The following is a 25,156-nucleotide window of genomic DNA, read 5'->3' as shown; positions in this document are numbered from 1 at the left end:
GAGCCAAGACCACAACCCGATATGCACCCTAGGACCGCCGCACCCGCGAGGTCAGCCGGCTTCCCAGCCGTCTGCCGAACGTGCCCGGCCGGTTCCAGGCCCGGAACGCCTCCGCCGTGCGGCTGTTCCCCGCATACTCGACAGCCTTCTCCACCGCCGTCACGTCGCTGCCGGAGAGCCCTCGCACCACCGGGCGCAGCACCTCCTCCAGCAGCGCGGCCCGGGTCTCGTTCCAGGCCCGGCCCGCGTGCGGGTGGGCGCTCCAGACAGTGAAACAGTCGGCCACGTATGCCGGATCGGAGCGCAGCCGGGCCAGAATGTCGCCGCGGCGGGCTGCCCGGCCGTAGGCGGCGATCAGGTCCGCGTCGTCGCTGTGCACGAACGCGTACAGCTCCGCGTCGGGCCGGTCCTGCGCGAGCAGGCTCTGGGCAAGGGCGCCGTAGGCGTGCTCCAGCACAGTGGGCTCCACCGGTTCGGCGCGGGCGCGCAGAGCCCTTGCACGGTCGGGCCAGCCGGGCGCCGACTCACCGGACCTGACGTCGCGGGCGAACTCCAGTAGTTGCAGTGCACCGCGGACCCGTGTGCCGATCTCCTGAGGGAAGCAGCGCAGCAGATCGTGGGCGAGTTCCGCCGCCTCCTCGTCGTCGGAGGGGGCGTGGAGTGCGGCGTCGACGAGCTGGGACCATGTACCGGCCGTCCGGTGCGAGTCCGAGCCGGACTCGCCGAGCAGGAGCCGTGCCTCGCCCGCCGTCGGGGTGGCGTCGCCCCAGATCAGCCCGACGGCGGTGCGCAGGACCAGCGGCTCCGCGAACGGCGAGAACCCGGCGGCGCGCAGCACCGTGTGCAGCGCCATGATGCGGTCGGAGCCCTGCTCCTTCGCGCGGGGTGCCTCGGCGCACATGCGCAGATGCGGCAGTGCCTGCGCGCCGGTGAACGGGAGGGCAACGCGAGTGAGGAGCTGCTCGGCGGCGGAGGGCGCGCCCAGGGCGAGTTGATCGAGTTCGCCGAGGAGGGCCGTGCGGACGTCGAACTGTTCGTCCAGGAGGTCGAGCAGTGCGGGGGCGCCGGCCGGCGCCGGAGCTGCGAGCAAGGTGCGTGCCATGTGCCGTGCAACGGAGGGGAGCTGGTCCGTGAGATCCATGTCGAGCAGCCGGGCGATGCGGAGCAACTGCACGTGGCGTCCGATGGTCGCTCCACCCGTGGATTCCGTCGCTTCCGCGGTCAGCTCGGCGAGCAGGTCCGGGCCGAGCACGTCGGCCAACTGCTTCACCGCGGCGGGGTCGGCGAACGCCGAGCGCGGCGGGAGCGCGAGCGCGGCGTCGCTGCGCCGTACCGCCTCCGTCATCAGCAGTTCGGCGAGCGGTTCGGTGGTGGCGGCAGGGGCACGTCCTTCGAGTGCTGCCAGCAGCCGGGCCACGGACGCCGATTCGGAGGCGGTACGGTCGTCGGCCGGCGCTGTGAGCGCGATGGTCAGCCGGTGCATCTGCTGTTCGTCCAGCGCGTACGGTCGCTGGGCGGCCCAATCAGCCGCTGCGGACCGCCCGTTGGGACCGAGCGTGATGCCCGCGTGCAGTGCGGTGAAGGCGATTGGTCCGGCGGCGAAGGGTTCGCCCGGCAGCGTGGCCGCTGCCCGGAACAGGTGCGGTGCGCGGTTGCGCCAGACCCGCGCGACGGTCTCCGCCCAGGCGTCGTCCACCGGACTCTCAGGAGCGCGGCCGGCGCAGGTGTGTACGCGATAGCCGGGATCGGTCAGCTCGTGTGCGTCGTCCGGCAGTACGCCGATGACCTGGTGCGGTGAGTGCGCCGGGCGGCGGGTGTACGTGGTGAACGTCAGACGCTGGGCGTGCTCCGGCGGGAGTACGGCTCCGGCCAGCGCGATCCATCGGGCCACGTCCGCGCTCTGCCGCTCCACAAGGATGAGCTGCGCCGACGACGGTTTCTCGCTCACACGGCGCAGATCGGCGAAGACCGTCGCGAGCCAGGGGCTGCGGGAGACCGCGAAGTCGTTGAGTGCCTCCTGCCCGAAGGCGGCGGAGGCGGGCAGGGCGGATATGCGGTCCGGTGTGCCGCTGTCCGGCGTGGTCGATGCCCAGCTCGGCGACCGCCACGCCGTGATCGGGAGCGCGTCGCCCGGCAGGCGCGTGCCGGCCGGCAGATGCACCGCATGCGCGTGGAAGCGACCGACGCCGGAACCCCCGAGAGCCACGGTGCGGCTGAGCAGATGGCTGCCGTCGGACAGCTCGCTGAAGCTGAACGTCTCGGGAAAGGAACGGAGTTCGGCGTTCGTTGGATGATACGGAGCCCCGGCCGGAGGCTCGTAACCGAGCAGCTTCTCCGCCTCGGTCAGCACCGGCGTGGGGATGCCGCCACCGACCGCAGTGAACCGTGCCCCGACCCCGTCGTCCCCCGCAGAGGCAGAGGTGTAGTGCAACTGCGCGAGGCTCATGGGCCGGCCCTCTTCGTCCTTGCCGCGTACGTCCCCGTGCGCCAGCACACCCCGCCCTCGTCGGCCGTCGTCAGAGGCCGGCTGTACGGGCACGGCGACGACCCCGGCGGGGAGCGGTCCGCAATCGCGTGAGCGACGCTATCAAGGTGCGCGGCTCCCGCAGGCACGCTGCCGAAACGTGATCTCGATAACGTGCGCGGAGATGTTCAGTCCGGCGGCATCTCTCGCGTCGGCCCGACGGGTGCGCTCAACTCCGGTACGTGGTCAGCGCTGGACGGCGTACGCGACGAAGCCGGTCCAGGCGGTGGGGGAGAGGGCGAGCTGGGGGCCCTCTTCGATCTTGGAGTCCCTGACGTGGACGGTGTCGGGGGAGGCGGCCACCTCTACGCAGGAGTCGCCCGACCCGCTGCTGTAGCTGCTCTTGAACCAGGCCAGGTCTGTGGTGCTCATGCTGCTCCTCGCATCCGCTCCAACAGGCTCATGGAGTCCTCCAGGGAGAGAGCCTGTGAACGCATCCTGGCATATCGCATCTGGAGCGTGCTGACGACTGCTGGGTCGGTATGGAAGTGGCCGCTCTCCTGTCCCTCGCCATAGCCGAACCACTTGTGTTCCGGGGTCTCCAAGAGCTGCATAGGTCCGTGCAGTCCCGCGTGACGCTCCTGCTCGAGCGGCATGATCTGAACCTCGATGTTGCGGAGTTGAGCCAGCAGGAAAATGTGGTTGATGAGCTCTAGGGTGACCTCGATTCCGCCTGCACGGCGCAGGAACAGGTGCTCTTCGAGGATGAAGCTGTACGCGGTGTTCGGCCGCTCCGTCAGCAGCGCCATTCGTTCGACCCGGGCAATCATCCGAGCCTCGATCTGTTCGTCACCCAACGGTGGAAGTTGGTCCCTGAACAGCGCCCGTGCGTATGCCTCGGTCTGCAACAGACCCGGAATCAACCGGCACTCGTACGTGTACAGGCTGGCCGCCTCCGCCTCCAGCTGCGCCCAATGGTGGAACCACTTCGCCAGCCCCCGCCGCCGCGACAAGTGCTTCGCCGCAGCCCTGATCACGCCGAACGCGTCCAGCACGTCCTCCGCCCGGTCCACGAACGCGGGCGGTGGGAACCGGCGCCCCTGTTCGATCGAGGCGACCGTCGGCACCGAGTACCGCACCCTCGGGGCGAACTCCTCCTGCGTGAGCCGTGCCCGTTTACGGAAGACCTTGACCACCTCGCCGAACGCCTTCAGAGTGTCCGAGGGCTCCGGCTCCCCGTCCGCGCCCGTCGTGCCGCCCGTGCCACCCGCGCCGTCCGCCATGTTCCGGCCACCTCCCGTGCCCGCCCGTACCGGTTTGCAACGCGCCCATGGTCACGGGCTGTTACGCGTACTGTCCACACTCTGTACTCGTACGCCGACTCAGCGTACGAGTTTCTGACCTGGTGGGACCGTCCTCCCGGCCGTCAGGGTGGGCGCATGGAAGCACTCGCGTCCCCGCAAGCGCCGTTCACCGTGCGTGTGTTCGTGCAGCGATTCAGTTCCACGCCCCGAGGAGCCCGGCTCGCCCGGCAGCTTGCTCTGCACCAGCTGAACGAGTGGGGCATCCCGTACGGCGGTGACGCGTCCGAGACCGCCGCGCTGATCGTCGCCGAGCTGGCGGCGAACGCGGTGACGCACGGCCGGGTGCCGGGCCGGGACTTCGAGTTGAGGCTCGTCCATGTTCCGGGCGACCGGCGCACGCTCGGCGTCCTGCGGATCGAGGTCACGGACGCCCGGGGCGAGCGGCGCCCACCGGGGCCGGGGGAGCTGGTGACGCCGCCTCCCGGTTCCGGTAGCGGGCACGGGCTGATCCTGGTGGAGGCGCTGGCCGACCGGTGGGCGGTGGTGGACCGCGTACCGCCGGGGAAAACGGTCCGTGCCGAGCTGGACCTGCTTCACTGACCGGTCCCACCGGCGTAGGGTCGACTGCGCGCCACCCCTGCCCTCAGGCGACCGAGGAGAGTGCACGCCCCGTGACCGAACACTCCCAATCAACCCCGTCGTCGGCCTCGGAAGTCCAGCTCTCCGCCGGTCCGGTGGCGTACCAGGACACCGGTGGGGACGGCCCCGTCGTCGTCCTGCTGCATGGCGTCGCCATGGACGGTTCGCTGTGGCGGCACGTCGTCGCCGATCTGCGCCCCGACTACCGGTGTGTGGTTCCGACCTTGCCGCTCGGCGGTCACCGCAGCCCCATGAAGCCGGACGCCGACCTGTCGGTCCTCGGCGTTGCCCGGCTGGTCGCGGAGTTCCTCGATGCGCTCGATCTCACCGATGTCACTCTCGTCATGAACGACTGGGGCGGGGCTCAGGCCCTCGTCGCCGACGGGCGTGACCAGCGGATCGGGAAGCTCGTCATCACCTCCTGCGAGGCGTTCGACAACTTCCCGCCCGGTCTGCCCGGCTCCCAGCTGTACGCCTCCGCCAAGGTGCCGGGCGGGCTGAACCTCGCGTTCGCCCTGCTCAGGTTCAAGCCGATGCGGCGGCTGCCGATGACCTGGGGGCGGATGAGCAAGCGGCCCGTGCCTGACCGTGTGATGGACGCGTGGTTCCGGCCGCTGTGGACCTCGGCGGAGATCCGCCGCGATCTGCGCAGGTACGTGCTCGGGGTGCCGCCCAGGACCGAACTGCTCCGGTGGGCCGAGAAGTTGCGTGACTTCGACCGGCCCGCGCTCGTCGTCTGGGCGGCCGAGGACAAGGTCATGCCGCCCGAGCACGGACGCAGGCTCGCCGAGTTGCTGCCCAAGGGCGAGCTCATCGAGATCGCAGACAGCCGCACGCTCATCCCGGAGGATCAGCCGCAGCAGCTCGCGTCGGCCATCAGGGCATTTCTGCGGAAGTTCTGAACGGGCAACAACAACGAAGAGGAGCGAGGCCGCTGGATGCGGCCCCGCCCCCCGTGCCGGTCAGCGAGGGCTGACCGGGCGGGCACTCACTTCAGGCCGAAGGCCCGGGTGATGCTCTGGATGACACTGTTGCCCTCGGTGTCACCGGCGCTGGTGCGCAGCGTCACGTACCGCGCCTTGGCGGGGGCGTTCAGTTGGGTGCTCCAGCCCCGGGCGGTGTGGGTCAGCGCGGCGTGGTGCCACGTGGCGCCGTCGTCGTAGGAGACGTCCACGCGCACCTTTCCGATGGTGTCGGAGCTGGGGGCGCCCGGGAGGTGCGAGGGAGTGACGGTGATGCCGGCGTGGCGACCTGTCTTGCCGGAGATGTTCATGCCCTCGACCGCGTAGTCGAGCTGGATCAGCGGCAGGACGTCGAAGGTGCCGGCGGCGGTCCGCCCGGAGGTGAAGCCCCACTCGGTCCTGGTGGTGGTCGAGTAGTCGTTCGTCCAGGTGCCCCGGGCGTTCTCCGACAGCAAGCGGTAGCGCAACTTCTCTGGAGCCAGGACGAGGGGGAACCGGAAGCTGCCCAGGGTGTCGGTGTCGGAGGCCCTGATCAGGGTGTCTCCCTGGTAGAGCTTCACCTTGTTCTGGACATCGGCGTTGTTGTACGTCGTGCCGACGTGTCCGGCATCCGAGTCGCCCCAGCCCAGGATCTGCGCATACACCTTGTCATCCACTCGGAACGGTCGGTGGGAACCGTTCAACCGAGGGCGCTGGATCGGTGCGAAGTACTGCAGGTGGGAGGTCTTGCCGGTCGGGTACCGCTTCAGGACGTCACTGGTGATCTGAAGCTGCTGGTTGACATCGGCGAACTCGGCCCACTCCGTGTCGCTGGACACCCAGTCGGTGCGCTCGCCCTGGGTGGGGGTGGGCAACATGTTGTATCCGTAGTCGCCCCGCCAGACAGCGGAACGGAACTCCATGCCGCGCGCGGGCCGGTTGTTGCGGAAGGAGACATTCACCCGGGCGAGGTCACGGGGCCGCGGCCGGTAGGTCGGGTCCGCCGGAATGGCGGCCACGTGGTGGGAGATGTCGTAGAGGTAGTCCGTGGTCGGGTGGGAGGTCACCTGGAGCGCCGTCCCGCGGCCCTGCTTGATCTGGCCGATCAGCTCGTCGCCCTCGTCCGCGGTCAGCGTGGCCACGGTCAGGGGAGGCGGGTTCCCCGCTTGGGACCAGGGGTTGTCGAGGTCGGAGCCCCACGGTTCCAGACGTCCATCGCCGTCGTTGACGACGAGCAGCACCTTCGCGCCGGCCTTGGCTGCCGCCTCGGCCTGCTCAGCCGACCCGACAGCATCGCTGCGGCGGACCACGACGACCTTGCCCCTGGCGTCGAGGCCGGCGTAGGCGGCGGGGCCGCCGTCACCGGCGTAGACGGCCTTGTACCGGCGCGTGCCCTCGCTGAGCGGGGTGCGTCCGCGCTGGACACGCAGGTCGTCCATGGCGCGCGTACGGGACGTGACCGTCAGGGCCGGCTCGGTCAGGCGCCAGTTGGACCCGAACTCGAAGGTGCCCACGGTGACCGGCTTGGTGGGCAGGGCCCAGACGCTGTCGTACATGGCATTGGGCCACCGCCCCATGGTCAACGAGCTTCCGTTGTCGAACCCCCGGAAGAGGTCGATGCGGGTCTCGGCGAGGGTGGTCTGCTGCGGGGTCCGGACAGAGATCTGCTTGGCCTTGGAGGCGTCCAGGTCCACCGCGGTGTTCTTGTCGAGGACGACCTCGGGAGCGGACAGGATGGCCTTGCCCCGGGAGTGCGGCCCGTGAGAGCCCCGGACATCGCTCTCCAGGCTCACGAAGTACGCGCCGGCAGGCAGGGAGACCGTACCGGTGCCCGAATCGTCCAGGACCAGCGGCATCGCGAGGCCTTGGCCCAGCACCCACACCTCGCCGCCCATCGGGCGGCCTTCACGGTCCTTGCCGTGGAGCGTGAGGGTGTAGCGCGAGCCCATCTTGTAGGCCCCGATGATGGTGTGGGCCAGTGACGCGCCGGCCACGTCGGTGGCGAGGATCTGCCCCGAGGTGACGGTGTCGGCCTTCACCAGGTCGAACTTGGTGGTCAGGGTGACCGTACTACTGCCGTGCGCGGGGACGGTGACCTGCTGTGCGGACAGCGAGAACGCGCCGGCGGCCGCACCGGGGGCCTGGACCGCCACATTGAGAGTGACCGGAGTGTCCGCGGTGTTGGTGTAGGTCACCTTCTTCTCGGTCTTTTCGTCGGCCGGCGCCGTGGCGTCGCGGTAGCCGCCGAAGACGCCGGCTGTGGCGAACACCGTGCCCTTGACGGCGGCGGCGACGTCGAGGCGGCCGCTGCCGCCCTCGTACGGGGAGTACTCGGAGGTTTCCTTGGTGGTGCTGACCAGGCCGTCCTTGAGCTGCTGCCCGGTCCAGTCCGGGTGGGCCTGGGCGAGCAGTGCGGCGGCGCCGGCGACATGCGGGGTGGCCATCGAGGTCCCGCTCAGCGTCTGGTAGTAGCCCTCGCCGTCGACGGCGTACTGCGAGCGGGCCGCCAGGACGTCGACGCCCGGTGCGGTCAGCTCCGGCTTCAGCCCGGCGTCGCCCTGGCGCGGGCCGGTGCTGGAGAACTCGGCGAGCCGGTCGGAGGTGTCCACCGCGCCGACCGACAGCGCGGCGTCGGCGACGCTGGGCGTCGAGACGGTGTGCGGGCCGCCGTTGCCGGCCGCGATGGTGAACAGCGCGCCGGTTTCGGCGCTGAGCTGGTTGACGGCCTCGCTCATCGGGTCGTGGCCGTCGCTGGGCCCGGCGCCCAGGCTCATGCTGATGACCTTGGCGTGCTGGTCGCGGGCGGCCCACTCCATACCGGCCAGCACCCAGGACGCCTGGCCGCTGCCGTCGTTGTCCAGCACCTTGCCGATGTGCAGGCGCGCGCCGGGCGCGACGCCCTTCTCCTTGCCGTCGGAGGCGGCGCCGGTGCCGGCGATGGTCGAGGCGACGTGAGTGCCGTGACCGTTGTGGTCCTCGATGTCCTGGTCGGGCACGAAGCTTGTGCTTGCGGTCACCTGGCCGACCATGTCGGGGTGGCGGGTGTCCACACCGGTGTCCAGCACGGCCACGTCGACACCCTGTCCGGTGTCACCGCTTGCCCATACCTGCGGTGCACCGATCTGCGCGGTGGTGTCGGACAGGTCGGCCTTGACCTTCCCGTCCAGCCAGACCTTCGCGATCCCGTTGCGCAGCTGGGGCTTGGTCCCTGCGCTGCGACCGCCGGCCGCCGCGGTCCCGCCGGTGAGCGAGGACCAGAAGTCGGCGGCTTTCGTCCGGTGCTCCGACAGCGCCGCGCCCTGAATGCTGCTCAGGGTGCGGGTCCTGGTGGCGCCGGACGGCACGGCCTGGGTCCGCGCGCGGACGGCAGCGTCGGTGTAGGTGACGATCAGGGGCAGGCTGCTGCTCTGCTCGTCCCCGTAGCCGTCCGCCAGCAGCTTGGTGACGTTGAAGAGCTCGCGGTCCAGCTTTCCGGCGGCGATGTACGGAAGGGCGGCGTCCGGGTACACGTAGGTGTCCTTGCCGACCTTGTGGGTCGTGGCGCCGGTGAGCTGACCGTCCGCGCCCTGTACGGAGCGGGTGACCCTGCCGTCGGCAGCAGTGTTGACGGTGACTCTGTCGCCGGTCAGCAAGGTGACGGCACGTGAGGTCGGCTGATGTGTCGCAGTGCTGGCGGAGGACCGGTCCGGTGTGTTGGTCCCCGGTGCTGCGGTGGCAGACACCGCCTGCTGGGCCGTGAAGACGGCCAGCACGACACCGATAGCCAGCGCCGCCCGTCTGCGGGCGGGTATGGAGGGCATACTGATTCCTTTATGGGCATGGCAACCATTTTTTCCGATGTGTTACACATCGTCAGGTTGCACCAAATGAGGCCTGATCTCGTTATGGTGTTTTTTCGGCTCGACTTCAGATCCTTGGCGTACGTGGGGTACGCCGGCTCGGGGCGCACGACGATCCGTGGCCCCTGCGGCCGGCCGACGAGGCCGACCGTGTCGGTGATCTCCACCAGAGCGGCGTCGCGGCGCGGCCTGCCCCTGGTCGGGGCATGGGAATGCTGCGCAAGGAGACCCCTCGAGTGAGGTGAAAAAGCAAGAGCGCGTACTTTGTCGGGCGTCCTCCGTCGCCACCACATGGGAGTGCGTGTGTCGACCGTGTGCCGGGCCCAGGGTTGCGTCGGTCATTCGACTGCATGACCAACTCGTGGCTGCTCAGGTACCCGTGCGCCGTCGACTCCTGCTGACTGCGGGCTCAGCATCACCTGCGAACGCTACGAACTCGATGTGATTCGGCCTGGACCGAAGAACGACATTCCGGAAGGATCGCCTCAGGCTGTCATGGTCTACCGCATACACTTCACGGTTCAGGATCTGGCCCGGACTCGTGTGGCCGAGGCCGCTGCACGAGCTGGAACTTGCAGCGCGAGCCCTGCAGAGCCGCAGCCGGCCCGCCCGACTCGACGCCTGGCGGCACCATGCTCGCGCGCAGCTGTCTGCCCAAGCGCGCATGGTCCTGACCCTCATGCCTGCTGTGGGATATTCGCCAGGCTTCCTCAGCCCCACCAAAGTGGGCACTGTCGAAGACCTTTTGGAACAGGTACGCAGCACACCTCGCGAGCGAGTGAGGGCGAGTCTGCTGGAAACAGCGCGTCATCACCCTTCCCTCCCCGAGTGGACTCGCCGCCTGGCAGACGATGCATCTTTGTTTGCTGAGCTCTGCACAGGACTCGGCCATCTCCATACATGCCTGCTTGCTCCGCACTTGGCCCAGTTCATGGAACGCCTGGCGGTCGATCGAACTCTGCGTCTGCAGCAGTTGCTCACCGGTGGTGTCGAGGAGCTGCTGACCCAGGCCAACCCCCAGTGGATGCGGTGGAACCCGCCAGTTCTGGAAGTCCGGATGGTGAACGGAGCCGATCGTGACATCTACCTGGAAGGGGAAGGCTTCTTGTTCATTCCATCGATGTTCTGCACACGCGCCATCGTCACCGACGGCCAGCCCGTTTCGGTGAGCTATCCCGCCTGCCAGGACCAGCGCGTCCGTGAGCTCACCACCCCTGCTTCCGTTCCCGGCCAGGCTCGCTCCCCCGGTGTGTCGACGCTGCTGGGCCGCACGCGTACTACGGTGCTCACCGCAATCGCAGAGCACCAAGGCTGTTCCACCAAGGAATTGGCCGCTCGCGCAGGTATCGCAACCGCGAGCGCAAGCGAACACGCAACCATTCTTCGCGAAGCCGGACTGATCCACTCCCTCCGTCACCGAAACTCCGTGCTTCACAGCCTCACCCCCCTCGGGCTGGCACTCCTCAACACCCCAGAGGGAGGGTGAGTTCCTCTCAACCTTTCGGCTGCTCCAGCGGCGGTGATGCCGGCGAGGCGTACAACCGGGGCACGTGCCCCCGGCGGCGCGGCGGGGCCCGCACCCCGGTGAGCAGGCGCGACAGCCCGCCGTCCGCAGCCGGTCCATGTCCTCGATACTGTCCGCACCCGCGACCATGCCGCCCACCAGGCTCATCAACTTCGCCGCGGGGAAGGCCACCGGTGCCGTTCGCCGCGCAGTGGGAGGCGTGGAGCACGATCCAGGCGAAGACCACGGGCTCCTCGCACCCGCGCGAGGACCAGGTGAAACCGGCGCAGCTGAACCGGATCATCTGGTACGCATCCACCGGATGGACCAAGCCGTAACCGGGGGGCGACCGGATCCTCGCGCCCCATGAGGTGCCGGGCCGGGACACCCCGCCGCAGGAGATCGGCGACCGATCGCACGCTCGGTTCCAGGGGCCGGTCGCCCGTACCGAAGGGCGGCCGGCCCCTCCGTCCGGTGCGGGCATGAAGCGGAGCTGCGGCTGCGCTTAAGAAAACCTCGATGGACCTGGGGCGCGGGGTACGGCAGATTTCTCCGTGACGGCGGAGGATGGTGCGCGGCAGCCGATCACCGTGCGTGCTGCCCCCATGCCGTCCCTCTCATCTTCCCCGGGCCGCAGGCTCCCTACGAGGCTGCCCCCGGCCCGGGGCGTTCACCTCGCACCACGTACAGGGAGCCGCAGCCGTGAAGGCACTCGTGAAGCAGAAGGCCGAGCCCGGACTCTGGCTGATGGACGTTCCCGAGCCGGAGATCGGCCCTTCGGACGTGCTGATCAAGGTCCTCCGCACCGGCATCTGCGGAACCGACCTGCACATCCGCAACTACGACGGCTGGGCGCAGCAGGCCGTGAAGACGCCGCTCGTCCTCGGTCACGAGTTCGTCGGCGAGGTCGCCGCGATCGGTGCCGACGTCGTCGACATCACCGTGGGCGACCTGGTCAGCGGCGAAGGCCACCTGGTCTGCGGGAAGTGCCGCAACTGTCTGGCCGGACGCCGCCACCTCTGCCGCTCCACCCTCGGGCTCGGCGTCGGCCGGGACGGGGCGTTCGCCGAGTACGTCGCGCTGCCCGCCTCCAACGTGTGGGTGCACCGGGTCCCCGTCGACCTCGACATCGCCGCGATCTTCGACCCGTTCGGCAACGCCGTGCACACCGCGCTGTCCTTCCCGCTGGTCGGCGAGGACGTCCTGATCACCGGCGCCGGCCCGATCGGCATCATGGCCGCGGCCGTCGCCAAGCACGCGGGCGCCCGCAACGTCGTCATCACCGACGTCAGCGAGGCCCGGCTCGAACTCGCCCGGAAGGTCGGCGTCAGCCTCGCCCTCAACGTCGCCGAGGAGACCATCGCCGACGGCCAGCGCCACCTCGGCCTGCGCGAGGGCTTCGACATCGGCCTGGAGATGTCCGGCCGCCCCGAGGCCATGCGCGACATGATCGCGAACATGACGCACGGCGGACGGATCGCCATGCTCGGACTGCCGTCCGAGGGGTTCGCCGTCGACTGGTCCCGCGTCGTCACCTCGATGATCACGATCAAGGGCATCTACGGCCGCGAGATGTACGAGACGTGGTACGCCATGTCCGTCCTGCTGGAGGGCGGCCTCGACCTCGCCCCCGTCGTCACCGGACGGTACGGCTATCGCGACTTCGAGGCGGCCTTCGACGACGCGGCCAGCGGCCGCGGCGGCAAGGTCATCCTCGACTGGACCGTCTGACCGACCTCGTACCGGCCCGTACACACCAGGAGACACCCCTCATGTTCGACTCCGTACGCGACGACATGCGCACGACCCTCGACGAGATCAAGGCCGCCGGACTCCACAAGCCCGAGCGCGTGATCGGCACCCCGCAGTCCGCGACCGTCGCCGTCACCGCCGGTGGCCGCCCCGGTGAGGTGCTCAACTTCTGCGCCAACAACTACCTGGGCCTCGCCGACCACCCCGAGGTGATCACCGCCGCCCACGAGGCACTGGACCGCTGGGGCTACGGGATGGCCTCGGTCCGCTTCATCTGCGGCACGCAGGAGGTCCACAAGGAGCTGGAGCAGCGGCTCTCGTCGTTCCTCGGCCAGGAGGACACGATCCTCTACTCCTCCTGCTTCGACGCCAACGGCGGCGTGTTCGAGACCGTCCTCGGTCCGGAGGACGCGGTCATCTCCGACGCCCTCAACCACGCCTCCATCATCGACGGCATCCGCCTCTCCAAGGCCAAGCGGTTCCGCTACGCCAACCGCGACATGGACGACCTGGAGCAGCAGCTCAAGGAGGCGTCCGGGGCACGGCGCCGGCTCGTCGTCACCGACGGCGTGTTCTCCATGGACGGGTACGTCGCCCCGCTCCGCGAGATCTGCGACCTGGCCGACCGGTACGACGCCATGGTCATGGTCGACGACTCGCACGCCGTCGGCTTCGTGGGCCCCGGCGGCCGCGGCACGCCCGAACTGCACGACGTCATGGACCGCGTCGACATCATCACCGGCACGCTCGGCAAGGCGCTCGGCGGTGCCTCCGGCGGCTACGTCGCGGCCCGCGCCGAGATCGTCGCACTGCTGCGTCAGCGGTCCCGTCCGTACCTCTTCTCCAACTCCCTCGCCCCGGTCATCGCGGCGGCCTCGCTGAAGGTCATCGACCTGCTGGAGTCCGCCGGTGACCTGCGCGAGCGACTCAACGCCAACACCGCGCTCTTCCGTAACCGGATGACCGAGGAAGGCTTCGACATCCTGCCCGGCGACCACGCCATCGCCCCCGTGATGATCGGGGACGCGGCGAAGGCAGGCCGGATGGCGGAGCTGCTCCTGGAGCGCGGTGTGTACGTGATCGGGTTCTCGTACCCGGTCGTCCCCCAGGGCGCGGCGCGCATCCGCGTCCAGCTGTCGGCCGCGCACTCCACGGACGACGTGAACCGTGCGGTGGACGCGTTCGTCGACGCGCGGGCCGCGCTCGGCGAGTAGCTCCACGAGCGGGGCGGTCCCAGGTCCCGTACACCCCTCGGGGCCTGGGACAATGGATCACATGATCGATGCACGGCGGCTGCGTATTCTCCGTGCGGTGGCCGACCACCGCACCGTGACTGCGGCAGCCGCCGCGCTCTATCTGACGCCGTCCGCCGTCTCCCAGCAGCTCGCAGCCCTGGAACAGGAGACCGGCCACCGGCTGGTCGACCGCAGCGCCCGCGGCGTACGGCTCACCTCGGCCGGCGAGATCCTGCTGACCCACACCAATGCGGTGCTGGCCCAGCTGGAACGGGCCGAGGCGGAGCTTGCCGCGTACGGGGCGGGAGACGCCGGTACGGTCACGGTCGCCGCGTTCGCCACCGGCATCGGGCTCGTGCTCGCCCCCGCCATCGCCGAACTGACGCTGACCGCGCCCGGCATCCGGGTCCGGGTGCAGGACGCGGAGGGCGACGCGAGCGTACCGATGGTGCTCGACCGGCAGGTCGATGTGGCGGTCGCCGTCGAATACCGTGGCGCGCCCGGCGAGGACGACCGGCGGCTGACCCGGGTGCCGCTGTACTCGGAGCCGTTCGACGCCGTGCTGCCGGTGGGGCACCGGCTGGCCGGCCAGGGCCAGGTGGCGATCGCGGACCTGGAGAAGGACCCGTGGATCGGCCCGTACCCCGGCAACCCGTGCCACGACGTGGTCGTGCTCTCCTGCGAATTCGCCGGCTTCCAGCCGAGACTGGAGCACTCCTCGGACGACTTCCGCGCGGTGGTGGCACTCGCCGGAGCGGGGGCCGGGGTGGCACTGGTGCCGAGGTCGGCGCTGCGGGGGATGGAACTCGCGGGGGTGGTGGTACGCCCGGTGGAGGGCAGCGCACCGACCCGGCGGGTGTTCGCCGCGGTACGGCAGGGGGCGGAGGGGCATCCCCTGATCCGTCCGGTGCTCGACGCGTTGCGGGCGGCGGCGGGGCGGGTGCTGTAGACATCCTTCAGCCCGTCCGGCGCTTGAGGACACAGCGGCCCCCGGCCGCCCACCGCACCCTCACCGCCTCCTGACGCGGCCCCCGGACGCCCCCGGGATCACCAGGCCCGCCATCGCAGCCATCAGCACCGCCCCCGCGAGCACGCCGTACCGCACCGGCTCCAGGTACGGCGCCGTCCCCGCGGCCGACACCGCGAACGCCATCAGAGGGACAGCCGCCACCGCCGTGCCGATCGTCAGGCCCGCCACGGCCACCAGCCCCGTCTCCAGGAACAGCATCCGCGTCACCTGCCTGCGCCCGGCCCCCACCAGTCGCAGCAGGCGGAACTCCCGCCGGCGGCCCACTGTGATCAGGGTCAGCGTGCTCACCACCGCCAGCAGCGCGAACCCGCCGATCACCCCGACCCCGATGACGATCAGCGCGTCGTCCTTCTCCGACGACGACGGCGCGATCCGTACGTCGTCCGCCGTCGCGGCCCGGACCTCCGCACCGGCGTACGGGGCGACCGCGCGGCGTACCGAGGCCGCAGCCGACCCGGCCTCCGAGCGGACCAGGACGCGGGCATCGCGCTCCGCCGACACATGCCCGGTCAGCGCCTCGCGCGGCAGCATGAACTCGCCGAGCCCCAGGGCCCGTTCGTACACCGCCACGACCCGCAGCCCCCTCTCCGTACCGTCACCGAGCCGCAACCGCACCCGGTCGCCGATGCCGACGCCGAGATCGTCCGCCCGGTCCCTGCCGACCGCGACGGTGGAGCGCCCCGTCAGGGCGGCCAGGTCACCCGATGCGACGCCCGGATCGACCGTGCCGCCCAGCTCGCCCGCCGTCACACCCAGCACCGGGTAGCGGTCCAGCTTCGGGTCGCCCATCTCGTGGTGCGCGAGCAGGACCGACGACCGCAGCACACCTGTCGCAGCCGCCACGCCCGGCGCCCTGCGCACCGCGGCCGCCGCGTCCGCGGGCAGCCCCACCGGAGCCGTAACCACCAGGTCCGCCCGCAGCGCGGCCGCCGCCTGCCGGTCGGCGGCCCGTTCCAGCGTCGCCCCCGCCGTCAGCTGGACGCAGACGAACGCGACCACCAGCACGATCGGTGTGATCGCCGCGCCCAGCCGCCGGTTGTGGGCAGCGGCCGACTTCGCCGCCAGGAACCCGGAGACACCGCCCGCCCGCCGCAGCGGCGCACCCAGCACCCGCGTCGCCGCCCGCGCGATCCACGGCCCGAGCAACGCCACCGCGATGACCAGCGACGTCGCCGCACCCGACGCGGCCACCGCGGCCGCCTGACCGCCCTGCGCCATTGCCGCGACCGCCGAACCGACCCCGCCCACGGCCAGCAGCATGCCCGCACCGGTGCGCAGCCGGCCCGGCTCACCCGGCTCGGGTGCGCGCGCCGCACTCAGCGCGGCGGCGGGCCGCATCCCGGTGATCGACCGGGCGGCGAGCAGCGAGACCGGACGTGCGGCCCCGGCGACGAACACCGCGGCGGCCACGGCTGCCGCGAGCGGCAGCCACAGCGGCGCGGGCAGCGGCAGCGGATCCGTCGTCAGCAGCGACCGCATCAGCAGTCCCAGCGGCACGGCCCCGACCCCGCCCAGTACCACCGCCGCACCGGCCACGCGGCTCACCTCCCGGCCGACCGCCGACCTCAGTTGCCGAGGCGTCGCGCCGACCGCCCGCAGCAGCGCCAGCTCACCGGAGCGCTGGTGGACCGCCTGGGAGACGGTCGTGGAAAGAACGAGAAGCGCCACCATGAGGACCGTGCCCGCGATCGAGCCGAGCAGCGCCAGCAGATCACCGCGGCCGCCCAGCGCGTCCAGGCGCTCGGCCTCCCCGCGTGCGGAGCCGGTGAGGACCCGGATGCCGCGCCCGGTGTCCGTACGGTCGGGCAACGCGTCGCCCAACGAGTCCCGCAGCGCGTCCGAGGAGACGCCGTCCCGCGCGACGATCCCGACCGCGTCGACCGTGCCGGGGTGCCCGGCCAGCGCGGTCAGCCGCGCTTCGGTGAAGAAGACGGCGGGGGCGCCCTCGCCCCGGTTGCCCGCCTCCGCGACACCGCTGACGGTGTACGGGCGCGCGGCGCCTTCCACCTGGAGTTTCACGGTCGAGCCGACCTCGGCCCCGGCGGGTGCCAGCGCCCGGTCGACGACCACCTCGTCCGCACTCCGCGGCGCCCGGCCGGAGGTCAGCTCGTACGGAGTGAGCACCGCCGACGGCCAGGAACGGCCGACCGCGCCGGCGCCACCGCCCAGCGTCAGCGGCACCGAGTCGTCCGCGACCGCCTTCGTGACCCCGTCGGCCGCCGCGACCCTCGCCACCACGGCCCGGTCCAGCCGGGCCCGCTCCGACACATATGCCGTCGTCGTCCTCGGCTCGCTGCCCCACGGCTTCGCCGTGTACGACACCTTCTGGTCGGCCGCCACCACCGCGTCCGCGCCCGCGTACCGCTCCACCGGCGGCTGCGCCAGCAGCAGCGAGCCGAGCACCAGCGCGAACGCGCCGATCAGCGCCGCCGTGGCCGCCGTCGCCACGAACACCGCGGCCCACGCCCGCCGGTGCGCCGTCAGCGAGCGCCTGGCCAGGAACGCCGACGCGCGCCGCCCCCCGGACCGCGCCCGCACGGTCTCCGCCTTCCGGATCCTCGTGCTCATCGCAGCCGCCCGCCGTCCATCGTCAGTACGGTGTCCGCCCAGCTCGCCGCCACCGGATCATGCGTGACCATGACGACCGTACGGCCGTCGATCCGGACCGCGTCCCGCAGCAGACCGAGGACCAGCGCCGCCGACTCCGGGTCCAGGGACGCCGTCGGCTCGTCAGCGAAGATCACCGCAGGTTCGGTCACCAGCGCGCGGGCCACCGCGACCCGCTGCTGCTGGCCGCCCGAGAGCGTGGTCGGACTTTCCGCCCCGCGCCCCGCAAGACCCACGCGGGCCAGCAGGTCCTGCCCACGGGCCAGCACCCCGGCATCGGCCGGATCCGCTCCCGCGAGCACCAGCGGCAACACGACGTTCTCCACGATGGACAGCGACCGCACCAGGTTCAGTGCGTGCGACTGGAAGACGAAGCCCACCCGGTCCCGGCGGAGCCGGGTCAGTGCCGCCTCGCTCAGCGACCCCAGATCGGTGCCACCGATCCGTACGGTTCCCGAGGTCGGACGGTCCAGCCCCGCCGCGCACTGCAGGAACGTGCTCTTGCCGGACCCGGAAGGGCCGACCACCGCGGTGAAGCTTCCGGCCGGGACCGCGCAGCTGACCGCGTCGAGCGCCACCGTCTCCCGAGCGCCGCCGCGCCGCCCGTAGCGCCGGCTCACCGACTCCAGGCTCAGCGCGGTCGCCCGCATTGCCGTGACCGTGTCCACCGTTGGTTACCTCCGCTGCCGCTTGCATACTGCCTGACCTGCATAAACGCTAGGAGCGAACAGGGTTGCGGGGGAGAGTGCGGGCTCCCGGAACGGGGGTGCAGCCAGCTCCACCATGAGCCGGGGGCGGGTGCCACTCCGCAGTCGGACGGACCCCCGTAACGTGACCTGACATGAGCACCGATCCCGCCCCGCTGACGGTCGCCATCCGGCGTTCGTGGGATGCCTCGCGCTATCTGTTCATCGGCATTCCGGTGGCACTGCTCGCCTACGTGTGCGCGTTCCTGGTGGTCGCCGTCCTGATGTTCGCCGCCGTGATCATCGGGCTGCCCGCCCTGCCGGAGGCCGCCAAACTGCTGCGGCGCTTCACGGACTTCGAGCGCCGCCGGTCCGCTGCGCGGCTCGGGGTCCCGTTCCGCCCGGCGCAGTATCTGCCACTGGACGGCGGGGAACTGTCCGAGCGGGTCCGCCGGGTCCTCACCGACCCCGCGACCTGGCGTGACGCGCTCTGGCTGCCGGTCCAGGCCCTCATCGGCAACGGACTCGGCTATCTCACCCTGATCCTGTGGCCGGTCGGTCTCTTCGTGGACGGAGCCGCACTGACCGTCGTCCACGCCCTGGACCGGCGCACCGCCGACGAGTACGGCACACCGCTTCCCGAGCGGCAGGGCTGGGTACTGCGCTGGCACCCCGTGCTCGCGGACCTCGCGGCGAGCTGGTCCCGTTCGCTGCTGACCTCGTCGCACTCCGCCGAACTCGCCGACCGGATCGCGCAGCTGACGGAGAGCCGGGCCGGTGCCGTCGAGGCGCACGGCGCCGAACTGCGCCGCATCGAAAGGGATCTGCACGACGGCGCCCAGGCCAGGATCGTCGCCCTGTCGATGCGCATCGGGCTCGCCAAGCAGCTCCTCGACCGTGACCCCGCCGCCGCCCGGCTCCGCCTCGACGAGGCGCATGACGGCGCGGAGGCAGCCCTCGCGGAGCTGCGGCAGGTGGTCCGCGGCATCCATCCGCCCGTGCTGACGGACCGTGGGCTGGCGGGTGCGGTACGGGCTCTGGCCGCCGATGCCGCCGTCCCCGTCACGGCGGACCTCGACGGTGTCGAGGACGGGCGGCGGCTCCCGGCCGCCATCGAGGCGGCGGCGTACTTCGTGGTCGCCGAGGCGCTCACCAACATCAGCAAGCACAGTGGCGCGACGGCCGCCACCATCCGGATCGGCAGGGGCCCCGACACCTTGCGCGTGGTCGTCGGGGACGATGGACACGGCGGCGCGGACGAACGCGTCGGCAGCGGCCTGCTGGGGATCAGGCGGCGGGTCGCCGCACTGGACGGCACGACCCGCATCAGCAGCCCCACCGGAGGGCCGACGGACATCGAAGTGGAGCTGCCGTGCGGATCGTGATCGCCGAGGACAACGCTTTGCTGCGGGAGGGCCTGATCCTGCTGCTCACCGGTTCGGGCCACGAGGTGGTGGCCGACGCTGCCACCGGGCCCGAGATCCTTCCCGCCCTGCTGAAGCACCGGCCGGACGCCGCAGTCCTCGACGTACGGCTGCCGCCGACGTTCCGGGACGAGGGCCTGCGCGCCGCCGTCGCGGCCCGCGCAGAGCTGCCGGAGCTGCCGATCCTCGTCCTGTCCCAGTACGTCGAGGAGACCTACGCCGCCGAGCTGCTCGCCCAGGGCGCCCAGGGCATCGGCTACCTCCTCAAGGACCGGGTGGGCCGGGTCGACCAGTTCCTGGAGGCCCTCGACCGGGTGGCGGCAGGCGGCACGGCCCTCGACCCGGAGGTTGTGACCCAGCTGCTGACCCGCAGGTCGTCCGCCGAACCCCTGCAGAGCCTCACCCCGCGCGAACGCGAGGTGCTGGAACTGATGGCCCAGGGCAAGGCGAACGGCACCATCGCCGCCGAACTGGTCGTCACGGAGAGGGCGGTGAGCAAGCACATCGGCTCGATCTTCGCCAAGCTCGGTCTGGAACCGGACGACGGCACGGTGCACCGGCGGGTGCTCGCCGTACTCGCGTACCTGGAGGGCCGGGCGAACCGCTGAACACCCTGCCCGGCCGCTCGGTCGGACGTGCCCGGCCGCTCAGTCCGACGCGCCGCGCAGCCGGGCGACCGCCCACTTCGCCTCCCGGACCAGCTCGCCGATCCCGGTGTCGGACTGCCATTTCGCACGCCTCATCAAGGCCTTCGCCTCGGTCAGGGAGGTCCGGGCGAGGTCCGTCAGCCCTTCCTCGGCAGCCGCGAGGGTGATGCGCAGCTGCTCCTCGACAAGGATGTGGCCGACTCCGCGACGCCGCCAGTCCCCGTCGCTCCCGTCGAGGTCGGCCGCCGCCCGCTGCACCGCCTGCGGGAAGTCACCGAGCAGTTCGAGCTCGCCGCGCAGGGCGGCGAGCCGGTCCGCGTACGCCGTGCCGTTGCCCACGCCCAGGTCCCGGCAGCACGCCCACAACTACTCACCCAACGCCAGCCGTTCCCGCGAGGCGCACGAAGAGTAGCTGACCCGATGACCGACAGAGGCGCCGACCGTCGCACCGGTGCGCCGTCCCTGCTGGAGGCCGCCGTCAAGAGGTTCGCTCCGGGTTGACCGCGCGGCCAAGACCGCTAACGAGCATGGCGCCGAAATGGTCAATGATTGACCGAAAATAGCGCGACTGTTGATCAAAGGTTGACTGAATCCATACCGTCTCGATCATCTCGTTACGTCAACTCCAAGGAGTGCACATGAGATCTGCACATCTGACTGCCCTGCGTGAGCCCAGCCGTCGAGCTGGTCCAGCTCTCTGACGGGTGCTGGTCCGGGCTTCGAGTCGCGCCGCTGGGCCGACAGCGGCGGGACCACCAACATCAAGTTCACCGGCTGCACGGATGACTACAGCAACAAGAGCGTCAGTGTCCTCCTCCGTAAGGACACTCTCGGGCCGGACCCGTACTACACGAGAGCTTCGTTCACCAACTGCTTCGCCGGCAGCACGTCAACCTCTTCCGGTACGTGGGCTGACCACGGCTCCGGCGACTACTACTTTGCTGTTAACGATGCCCTTGTGGGCGTGCACGTCTGGGTCAAGTCGCTGACCGTGACGTACTAAGCGCCTTCCCTCTCCCTCGGGGGTGCGCACGCGCAGCGCGTGCGCACCCCCGAGGGAGGGCCCTTTTTCTGCTCCGAGGGACCCTCATGCCCCTGCACTACCAGTCCTGCACCTTCCGTTACGGCCGGAGGTCACGTCCGGTCCTCGACCGGCTGGACCTGGCGTTCTCACCCGGTCACACCGTCCTTCTCGGCCCCAACGGTGCGGGCAAGAGCACCCTGCTCTCCCTCGGCGCCAGCGCCTCGATTTCGCATTCGGGACGCATCCGGTACGGGGAACTTGATCCGGCCAACCGCGCACACATGCGGGCCTACCGAAGCAAGGTTTCCTGGCTGCCGCAACATCCCGGGTTCCTCCCCGGGATGACGTGCAGAGAGCACGTGGCCTATGTGGGCTGGCTCAAGGGCATGCGGGAGCGTGACGCCTGGCACGCCGCGACGGAGGCGATCGAACGCGTCGGTCTCACCGAAAAGATCAACAGCAAAATCAAGACACTGTCCGGTGGCCAGCGGCAGCGGATCGCCCTTGCACAGGCGCTCGTCCATGATGCCGAACTGCTTCTTCTTGACGAGCCAACCGTCGGGCTCGACCCGCATCAGCGGCGTCGGTTCCTCGACTTGCTGATTTCGCTGCGTGGCACGGTCCATGTGATCGTCTCCACTCACGACATCGGCGACCTCGACGAGGCGTTCGACGAGGTTGTGGTCCTTGAATCGGGGAAACCGAGGTTCAGGGGTACGGTTAAGGATTTCGCTGGCCACGCTGCCCCGGACTGTGCGCCAGGTCGACGCCTGGAGAGCGCCTACGCGTCGCTCCTGGAGGCGGCCGAATGATTACCTGGGCAAATCTCCGTGCCTCGGCCGCACCGTGGCTGGTGCTTCCCATCTTGCTGTACGCAGGTCTGTACATCGACGACGCCACCTTCACCGCACCATCGAGGTACGGGGTCGAGTCCGGTGAACTAGCCGCCCACGCCATCGCGGTCATCGCCCCGGCAGTGGCCGCAGCTGCCGCGTGGGAGGCGGGCCGCCACCGCCTGCTGGGCGCTTTGAGCACCACCGGCCAACGCAGCGCGGTAAGGCAGCTCTTGCGGGCTGTTACCCCGGTCCTGTTTCTGCTGCTCGTCCTCGCCGCCGGGGCGCTCGTGATGGCCTACCAGGCGGTGGGCGTGTTGCCCGGCGGGGCCGGGTGGCTCGCTGTAGCGCACCTGATCGTGCTTTCGCTCGGTTGGCTGGTCATCGGCTGGTCCCTCGGACTCATCATGCCCAGGAGTATCGCGGCACCCGCTGCCGGAATCGGCTGCTGGGCGTGGCTGTCCATGCCGCATGCGATGTCCAACCCCTGGGTGCGTCACCTGGGCGGCTTCATCGACGGGCAGTCGACCGTCACCGATGTGCTCACCCCGGCTGTTTATCTAGTGCCGTGGGGTGTTGTTACTGGCCTGGCCCTCGCGTTCTGGGTGCTGGCCCGGATGCGCCGACGCGCCTGGGCGGTGGCTGTCGCCTTCGCCGTGGCGACAGTCACCTTCACCGTCGGCCGCGCTTTGGTGATCGACTGGGGTTATCAGAACCCCACAAGCCCCCGGAGCGTCGCCATGGCCTGTACTGGTCAAGCGCCGAGGGTATGTGTACCGCCGGAGTACGAGCCTTACGCCCGACAGTTGCGGCGAGACGCCCTGGCTCCGGTCAAACGGCTGAAGGATGCTGAAATAACTGTCCCGGAAGAGCTGCGCGTCACCTCCGCGAAGGTTCCGCTCAAGCCGGGCACGTGGCCGTTGACCTGGTCGCTGCCTCCGCGCGGCAATGGCCAGGATCCCGCCCAATATGCCGCAGACCTGGCGGAATCGGCAGTAACCGGGACAGCCGCGCTCGCCGGTGTGGACGACTGCCGACAGCCGGGATCTCCCGCAGCCGCCTGGGCTGCCCTGGTGGTCGGATTGGACGAAAAGGGTGTACAGGCAGCGTTGCCCCCTACGGAATGGGCGGCACTCCAAAAGATCCGTCGGCTTCCCGCCGAAGAGCAGGCCGACTGGTTCACCAAGACAGCCGCGAGCCAGAAGCACTGCAACAAGGCCCTCTCATGAACCGCTATGCGATCACTGTGCGCCACTGGTGGGCCGCTCCTGCGGCGCTCGCCCTGCTCGTCGTGGTGTGCTGGACGGTGGGGGCGAGCGAGGTCCCTGTCCCGAGCCTGGTCAGCGGCATGGGCAGTGCCCAACTCGCCTACTTCACCCCTGTCCTGATCGTCATCGCCGTCATGTACTGCCTGGAACGGCAGCTACATGACGCTGAGACCACAGCGGTCCTGCCCGTCCGCCGGTTCGATCAGGGCGCCATCATTCTCACTGCGGCCCTCGCGCACGCGGCCGGACCGGTGGTGGGGATGGACATCGCCCGCAACGTCACTCTCCTCCTCGCCCTCGCACTCCTCACACGCCGCCTCGCCAACGAAGCCACGGCAGCGGGAGCAGGGCTGATGTTCCTCATCATCAACCTCATCCTCGGCCGCGCCTACAACCCCGATGGCTACACCACCCACACCTGGTGGGCCATTGCCCTCTACCCCTCCGACAGCATGACTGCGTGGCTGGTTACGGTGGCCCTGTTCGCACTCGCACTCCTGCCGGCATTCTCACGGACTTCAGCTTCTCGTTGATGTCTCAACCACGTGGAATGCGCGGAAGGCGGCCTGCGCCGGCTCTCCTGCGGCGGCATCGGCGTCGCCACCAAGACACGCTCCGCGCCGACGCCGTGGACACGGGCCGGGCTGCACACCGATGACTGAAGTCCGACACCTTCTGGAAGATCCAGGAGACCGAGTACTGGAAGCAGGCAAGACGTCTGCTGGTGGGCGGGTTCGCCGCCCTCAGTCATGTCACCGAACGTAACAGCGGCCACTGACAACGCTCCCGCGAGGCGGGAAACCCGAGGTTCACGCGGGCTGGAGCAGGTCCCAGCGGTTGCCGTACAGGTCCTCGAAGACCGCGACCGAGCCGTACGGTTCGTGGCGCGGCTCCTCCAGGAAGCGCACTCCGGCCGCCAGCATCCGTGCGTGGTCGGCCGCGAAGTCCTCCGTGTGCAGGAAGAAGCCGACCCGGCCGCCGGTCTGCGCGCCTACGGAGGCCTGCTGGCCCTCGCCCTTGGCGCGGGCCAACAGCAGCCCCGTACCCGCCGCGGCGCCGCGCGGGCGGACGACGACCCAGCGGGATCCGTCCCCGCGGTCGGTGTCCTCGACGAGTTCGAAGCCGAGGGCGTCCGTGTAGAAGGAGAGGGCCTCGTCGTAGTCGCGGACGACCAGAGTGACCAGGGCGATGTGGGACATGGCGGTTCCTCGGGGGTGCGGAGCTGGGTCATACGGCAGAGTTATACGTAACACTACCGAGCGCGCCTCCCCTGCCGGGACAATGCCCGCATGCACCTGAGTGACGTCGGCGAACTGTCGGCCCGCGCCCGCCGGCTCGCCACCCCCGGCCATCGCCGCATACTCGGCATCGCGGGGCCGCCCGGAGCCGGGAAGTCCACCCTCGCCGCCCAGCTCGTCGAGACGCTGGCCGGGCTCGCCGTCCTCGTCCCGATGGACGGCTTCCACCTGGCCCGGGCCGAGCTGGACCGGTTGGGCCGGGCCGGCCGCAAGGGCGCCCCCGACACGTTCGACGCCGCCGGGTACGCAGCCCTGCTCCGACGCCTGCGCACGCCCGGGGAGGAGGGGCCCGTCTACGCTCCCGCCTTCGACCGCACCCTGGAGGAGCCGATCGCCGGGGCCGTTCCCGTACCACCGCACATCCCGCTCGTCGTCACCGAAGGCAATTACCTGCTCCATGACGACGGCCCCTGGGCGCCGGTGCGCGGGCTGCTCGACGAGGTCTGGTTCCTGGACCTCGACCCGGACGTGCGGGTGCGCCGGCTCGTCGATCGCCATGTGCGGTTCGGCAAGCCCCAGCCGTACGCGGAGCGCTGGGTGGCCGGGTCCGACGAGACCAATGCCCGGCTCGTCGACCGTGGCCGGGACCGCGCCGACCTCGTCGTACGGCTTCGCCCGACGTCCTGACCCCCCACTCGCGCCGACTCCCGCCGCCGGGCAG

The 25,156-nt window shown here is 70.4% G+C and carries 21 protein-coding genes; 13 read left to right on the top strand and 8 right to left on the bottom strand.

The features are described from left to right. Positions 1-28: 28 nt before the first annotated feature. From OG972_RS09860 to OG972_RS09850, 3 genes are all read right to left on the bottom strand, one after another. The gene (locus OG972_RS09860) at positions 29-2,446 is read right to left on the bottom strand and encodes a GTPase-associated protein 1-related protein (protein ID WP_266990378.1); all 2,418 of its coding nucleotides are present in this window, start codon (positions 2,444-2,446) and stop codon (positions 29-31) included. A 264-nt stretch (positions 2,447-2,710) separates the two neighbouring features. Further along, positions 2,711-2,896: a DUF397 domain-containing protein gene (locus OG972_RS09855; RefSeq protein ID WP_266980173.1), complete on the bottom strand. Its 186-nt coding sequence runs from the start codon at positions 2,894-2,896 to the stop codon at positions 2,711-2,713. Further along, complete coding sequence (locus OG972_RS09850; RefSeq protein ID WP_266980172.1) at positions 2,893-3,747, bottom strand: helix-turn-helix transcriptional regulator; 855 nt, start codon at positions 3,745-3,747, stop codon at positions 2,893-2,895. The genes OG972_RS09855 and OG972_RS09850 overlap by 4 nt, the downstream gene beginning before the upstream one ends. Before the next feature lie 156 nt (positions 3,748-3,903). Here OG972_RS09850 and OG972_RS09845 point away from each other — a divergent pair, with 156 nt between their 5' ends. Together OG972_RS09845 and OG972_RS09840 are read left to right on the top strand one after the other, a co-directional pair. Continuing rightward, positions 3,904-4,368, top strand: coding sequence for an ATP-binding protein (locus tag OG972_RS09845; RefSeq protein WP_266980171.1), 465 nt, complete (start codon positions 3,904-3,906; stop codon positions 4,366-4,368). Positions 4,369-4,439: 71 nt separating this feature from the next. After that, the gene (locus tag OG972_RS09840; RefSeq protein ID WP_266980170.1) at positions 4,440-5,309 is read left to right on the top strand and encodes an alpha/beta fold hydrolase; all 870 of its coding nucleotides are present in this window, start codon (positions 4,440-4,442) and stop codon (positions 5,307-5,309) included. A gap of 86 nt (positions 5,310-5,395) precedes the next feature. Here OG972_RS09840 and OG972_RS09835 read toward each other — a convergent pair whose 3' ends face one another. Next, positions 5,396-9,148: a S8 family serine peptidase gene (locus OG972_RS09835; protein ID WP_266980169.1), complete on the bottom strand. Its 3,753-nt coding sequence runs from the start codon at positions 9,146-9,148 to the stop codon at positions 5,396-5,398. 958 nt (positions 9,149-10,106) lie between these two features. On the opposite strand from OG972_RS09835, the gene OG972_RS09830 reads away from it, so the two are divergent. From OG972_RS09830 to OG972_RS09810, 5 genes are all read left to right on the top strand, one after another. Then, positions 10,107-10,673, top strand: a complete 567-nt coding sequence (locus OG972_RS09830; RefSeq protein ID WP_266980168.1) for a helix-turn-helix transcriptional regulator — start codon at positions 10,107-10,109, stop codon at positions 10,671-10,673. A 212-nt stretch (positions 10,674-10,885) separates the two neighbouring features. Beyond that, positions 10,886-11,029, top strand: coding sequence for a hypothetical protein (locus OG972_RS09825; protein WP_266980166.1), 144 nt, complete (start codon positions 10,886-10,888; stop codon positions 11,027-11,029). 364 nt (positions 11,030-11,393) lie between these two features. Next, positions 11,394-12,422, top strand: a complete 1,029-nt coding sequence (gene tdh, locus OG972_RS09820; RefSeq protein ID WP_266980164.1) for an L-threonine 3-dehydrogenase — start codon at positions 11,394-11,396, stop codon at positions 12,420-12,422. 41 nt (positions 12,423-12,463) lie between these two features. Next, positions 12,464-13,657, top strand: a complete 1,194-nt coding sequence (locus tag OG972_RS09815; protein WP_266980162.1) for a glycine C-acetyltransferase — start codon at positions 12,464-12,466, stop codon at positions 13,655-13,657. Positions 13,658-13,718: 61 nt separating this feature from the next. Further along, positions 13,719-14,627, top strand: coding sequence for a LysR family transcriptional regulator (locus OG972_RS09810; RefSeq protein WP_266980160.1), 909 nt, complete (start codon positions 13,719-13,721; stop codon positions 14,625-14,627). A 60-nt stretch (positions 14,628-14,687) separates the two neighbouring features. Here the strand turns inward: OG972_RS09810 and OG972_RS09805 are convergent, their stop codons facing one another. Together OG972_RS09805 and OG972_RS09800 are read right to left on the bottom strand one after the other, a co-directional pair. Continuing rightward, on the bottom strand, positions 14,688-17,276 hold the full coding sequence (locus OG972_RS09805) for an ABC transporter permease (RefSeq protein ID WP_266980158.1): 2,589 nt from the start codon (positions 17,274-17,276) through the stop codon (positions 14,688-14,690). Next, positions 17,273-17,965, bottom strand: a complete 693-nt coding sequence (locus OG972_RS09800) for an ABC transporter ATP-binding protein (RefSeq protein WP_266990376.1) — start codon at positions 17,963-17,965, stop codon at positions 17,273-17,275. Before OG972_RS09800 ends, OG972_RS09805 begins: the two co-directional genes overlap by 4 nt. A gap of 191 nt (positions 17,966-18,156) precedes the next feature. On the opposite strand from OG972_RS09800, the gene OG972_RS09795 reads away from it, so the two are divergent. Together OG972_RS09795 and OG972_RS09790 are read left to right on the top strand one after the other, a co-directional pair. After that, positions 18,157-19,386, top strand: a complete 1,230-nt coding sequence (locus tag OG972_RS09795; RefSeq protein WP_266980156.1) for a sensor histidine kinase — start codon at positions 18,157-18,159, stop codon at positions 19,384-19,386. Beyond that, positions 19,374-20,033, top strand: coding sequence for a response regulator transcription factor (locus OG972_RS09790; RefSeq protein ID WP_266980154.1), 660 nt, complete (start codon positions 19,374-19,376; stop codon positions 20,031-20,033). The genes OG972_RS09795 and OG972_RS09790 overlap by 13 nt, the downstream gene beginning before the upstream one ends. A gap of 39 nt (positions 20,034-20,072) precedes the next feature. On the opposite strand, the gene OG972_RS09785 is transcribed toward OG972_RS09790, so the two are convergent. Continuing rightward, positions 20,073-20,411, bottom strand: a complete 339-nt coding sequence (locus OG972_RS09785) for a hypothetical protein (protein WP_266980152.1) — start codon at positions 20,409-20,411, stop codon at positions 20,073-20,075. 750 nt (positions 20,412-21,161) lie between these two features. Between OG972_RS09785 and OG972_RS09780 the strand changes: the two genes are divergently transcribed. The 3 genes from OG972_RS09780 (at position 21,162) to OG972_RS09770 (ending at position 23,730) form a co-directional block, all read left to right on the top strand. Next, on the top strand, positions 21,162-21,908 hold the full coding sequence (locus tag OG972_RS09780; protein WP_266980150.1) for an ABC transporter ATP-binding protein: 747 nt from the start codon (positions 21,162-21,164) through the stop codon (positions 21,906-21,908). Between the two features lie 164 nt (positions 21,909-22,072). Next, entirely contained in the window at positions 22,073-23,158 is a 1,086-nt protein-coding gene (locus tag OG972_RS09775) for a hypothetical protein (RefSeq protein ID WP_266980148.1), read from the top strand. Then, positions 23,155-23,730: a hypothetical protein gene (locus OG972_RS09770; protein WP_266980146.1), complete on the top strand. Its 576-nt coding sequence runs from the start codon at positions 23,155-23,157 to the stop codon at positions 23,728-23,730. Before OG972_RS09775 ends, OG972_RS09770 begins: the two co-directional genes overlap by 4 nt. A 276-nt stretch (positions 23,731-24,006) precedes the next feature. Here the strand turns inward: OG972_RS09770 and OG972_RS09765 are convergent, their stop codons facing one another. Then, the gene (locus OG972_RS09765; RefSeq protein WP_266980144.1) at positions 24,007-24,396 is read right to left on the bottom strand and encodes a VOC family protein; all 390 of its coding nucleotides are present in this window, start codon (positions 24,394-24,396) and stop codon (positions 24,007-24,009) included. Positions 24,397-24,486: 90 nt separating this feature from the next. On the opposite strand from OG972_RS09765, the gene OG972_RS09760 reads away from it, so the two are divergent. Beyond that, positions 24,487-25,122: a nucleoside/nucleotide kinase family protein gene (locus tag OG972_RS09760; protein ID WP_266980142.1), complete on the top strand. Its 636-nt coding sequence runs from the start codon at positions 24,487-24,489 to the stop codon at positions 25,120-25,122. Positions 25,123-25,156: the final 34 nt, after the last annotated feature.

Origin of the sequence: Streptomyces sp. NBC_01669 (assembly GCF_026339735.1) — a bacterium.
In the GTDB taxonomy this organism is placed as follows: domain Bacteria; phylum Actinomycetota; class Actinomycetes; order Streptomycetales; family Streptomycetaceae; genus Streptomyces; species Streptomyces yanii.
Note: the sequence above shows the minus strand (reverse complement) of the source record. Positions and strands in the feature narration are given on the sequence as shown.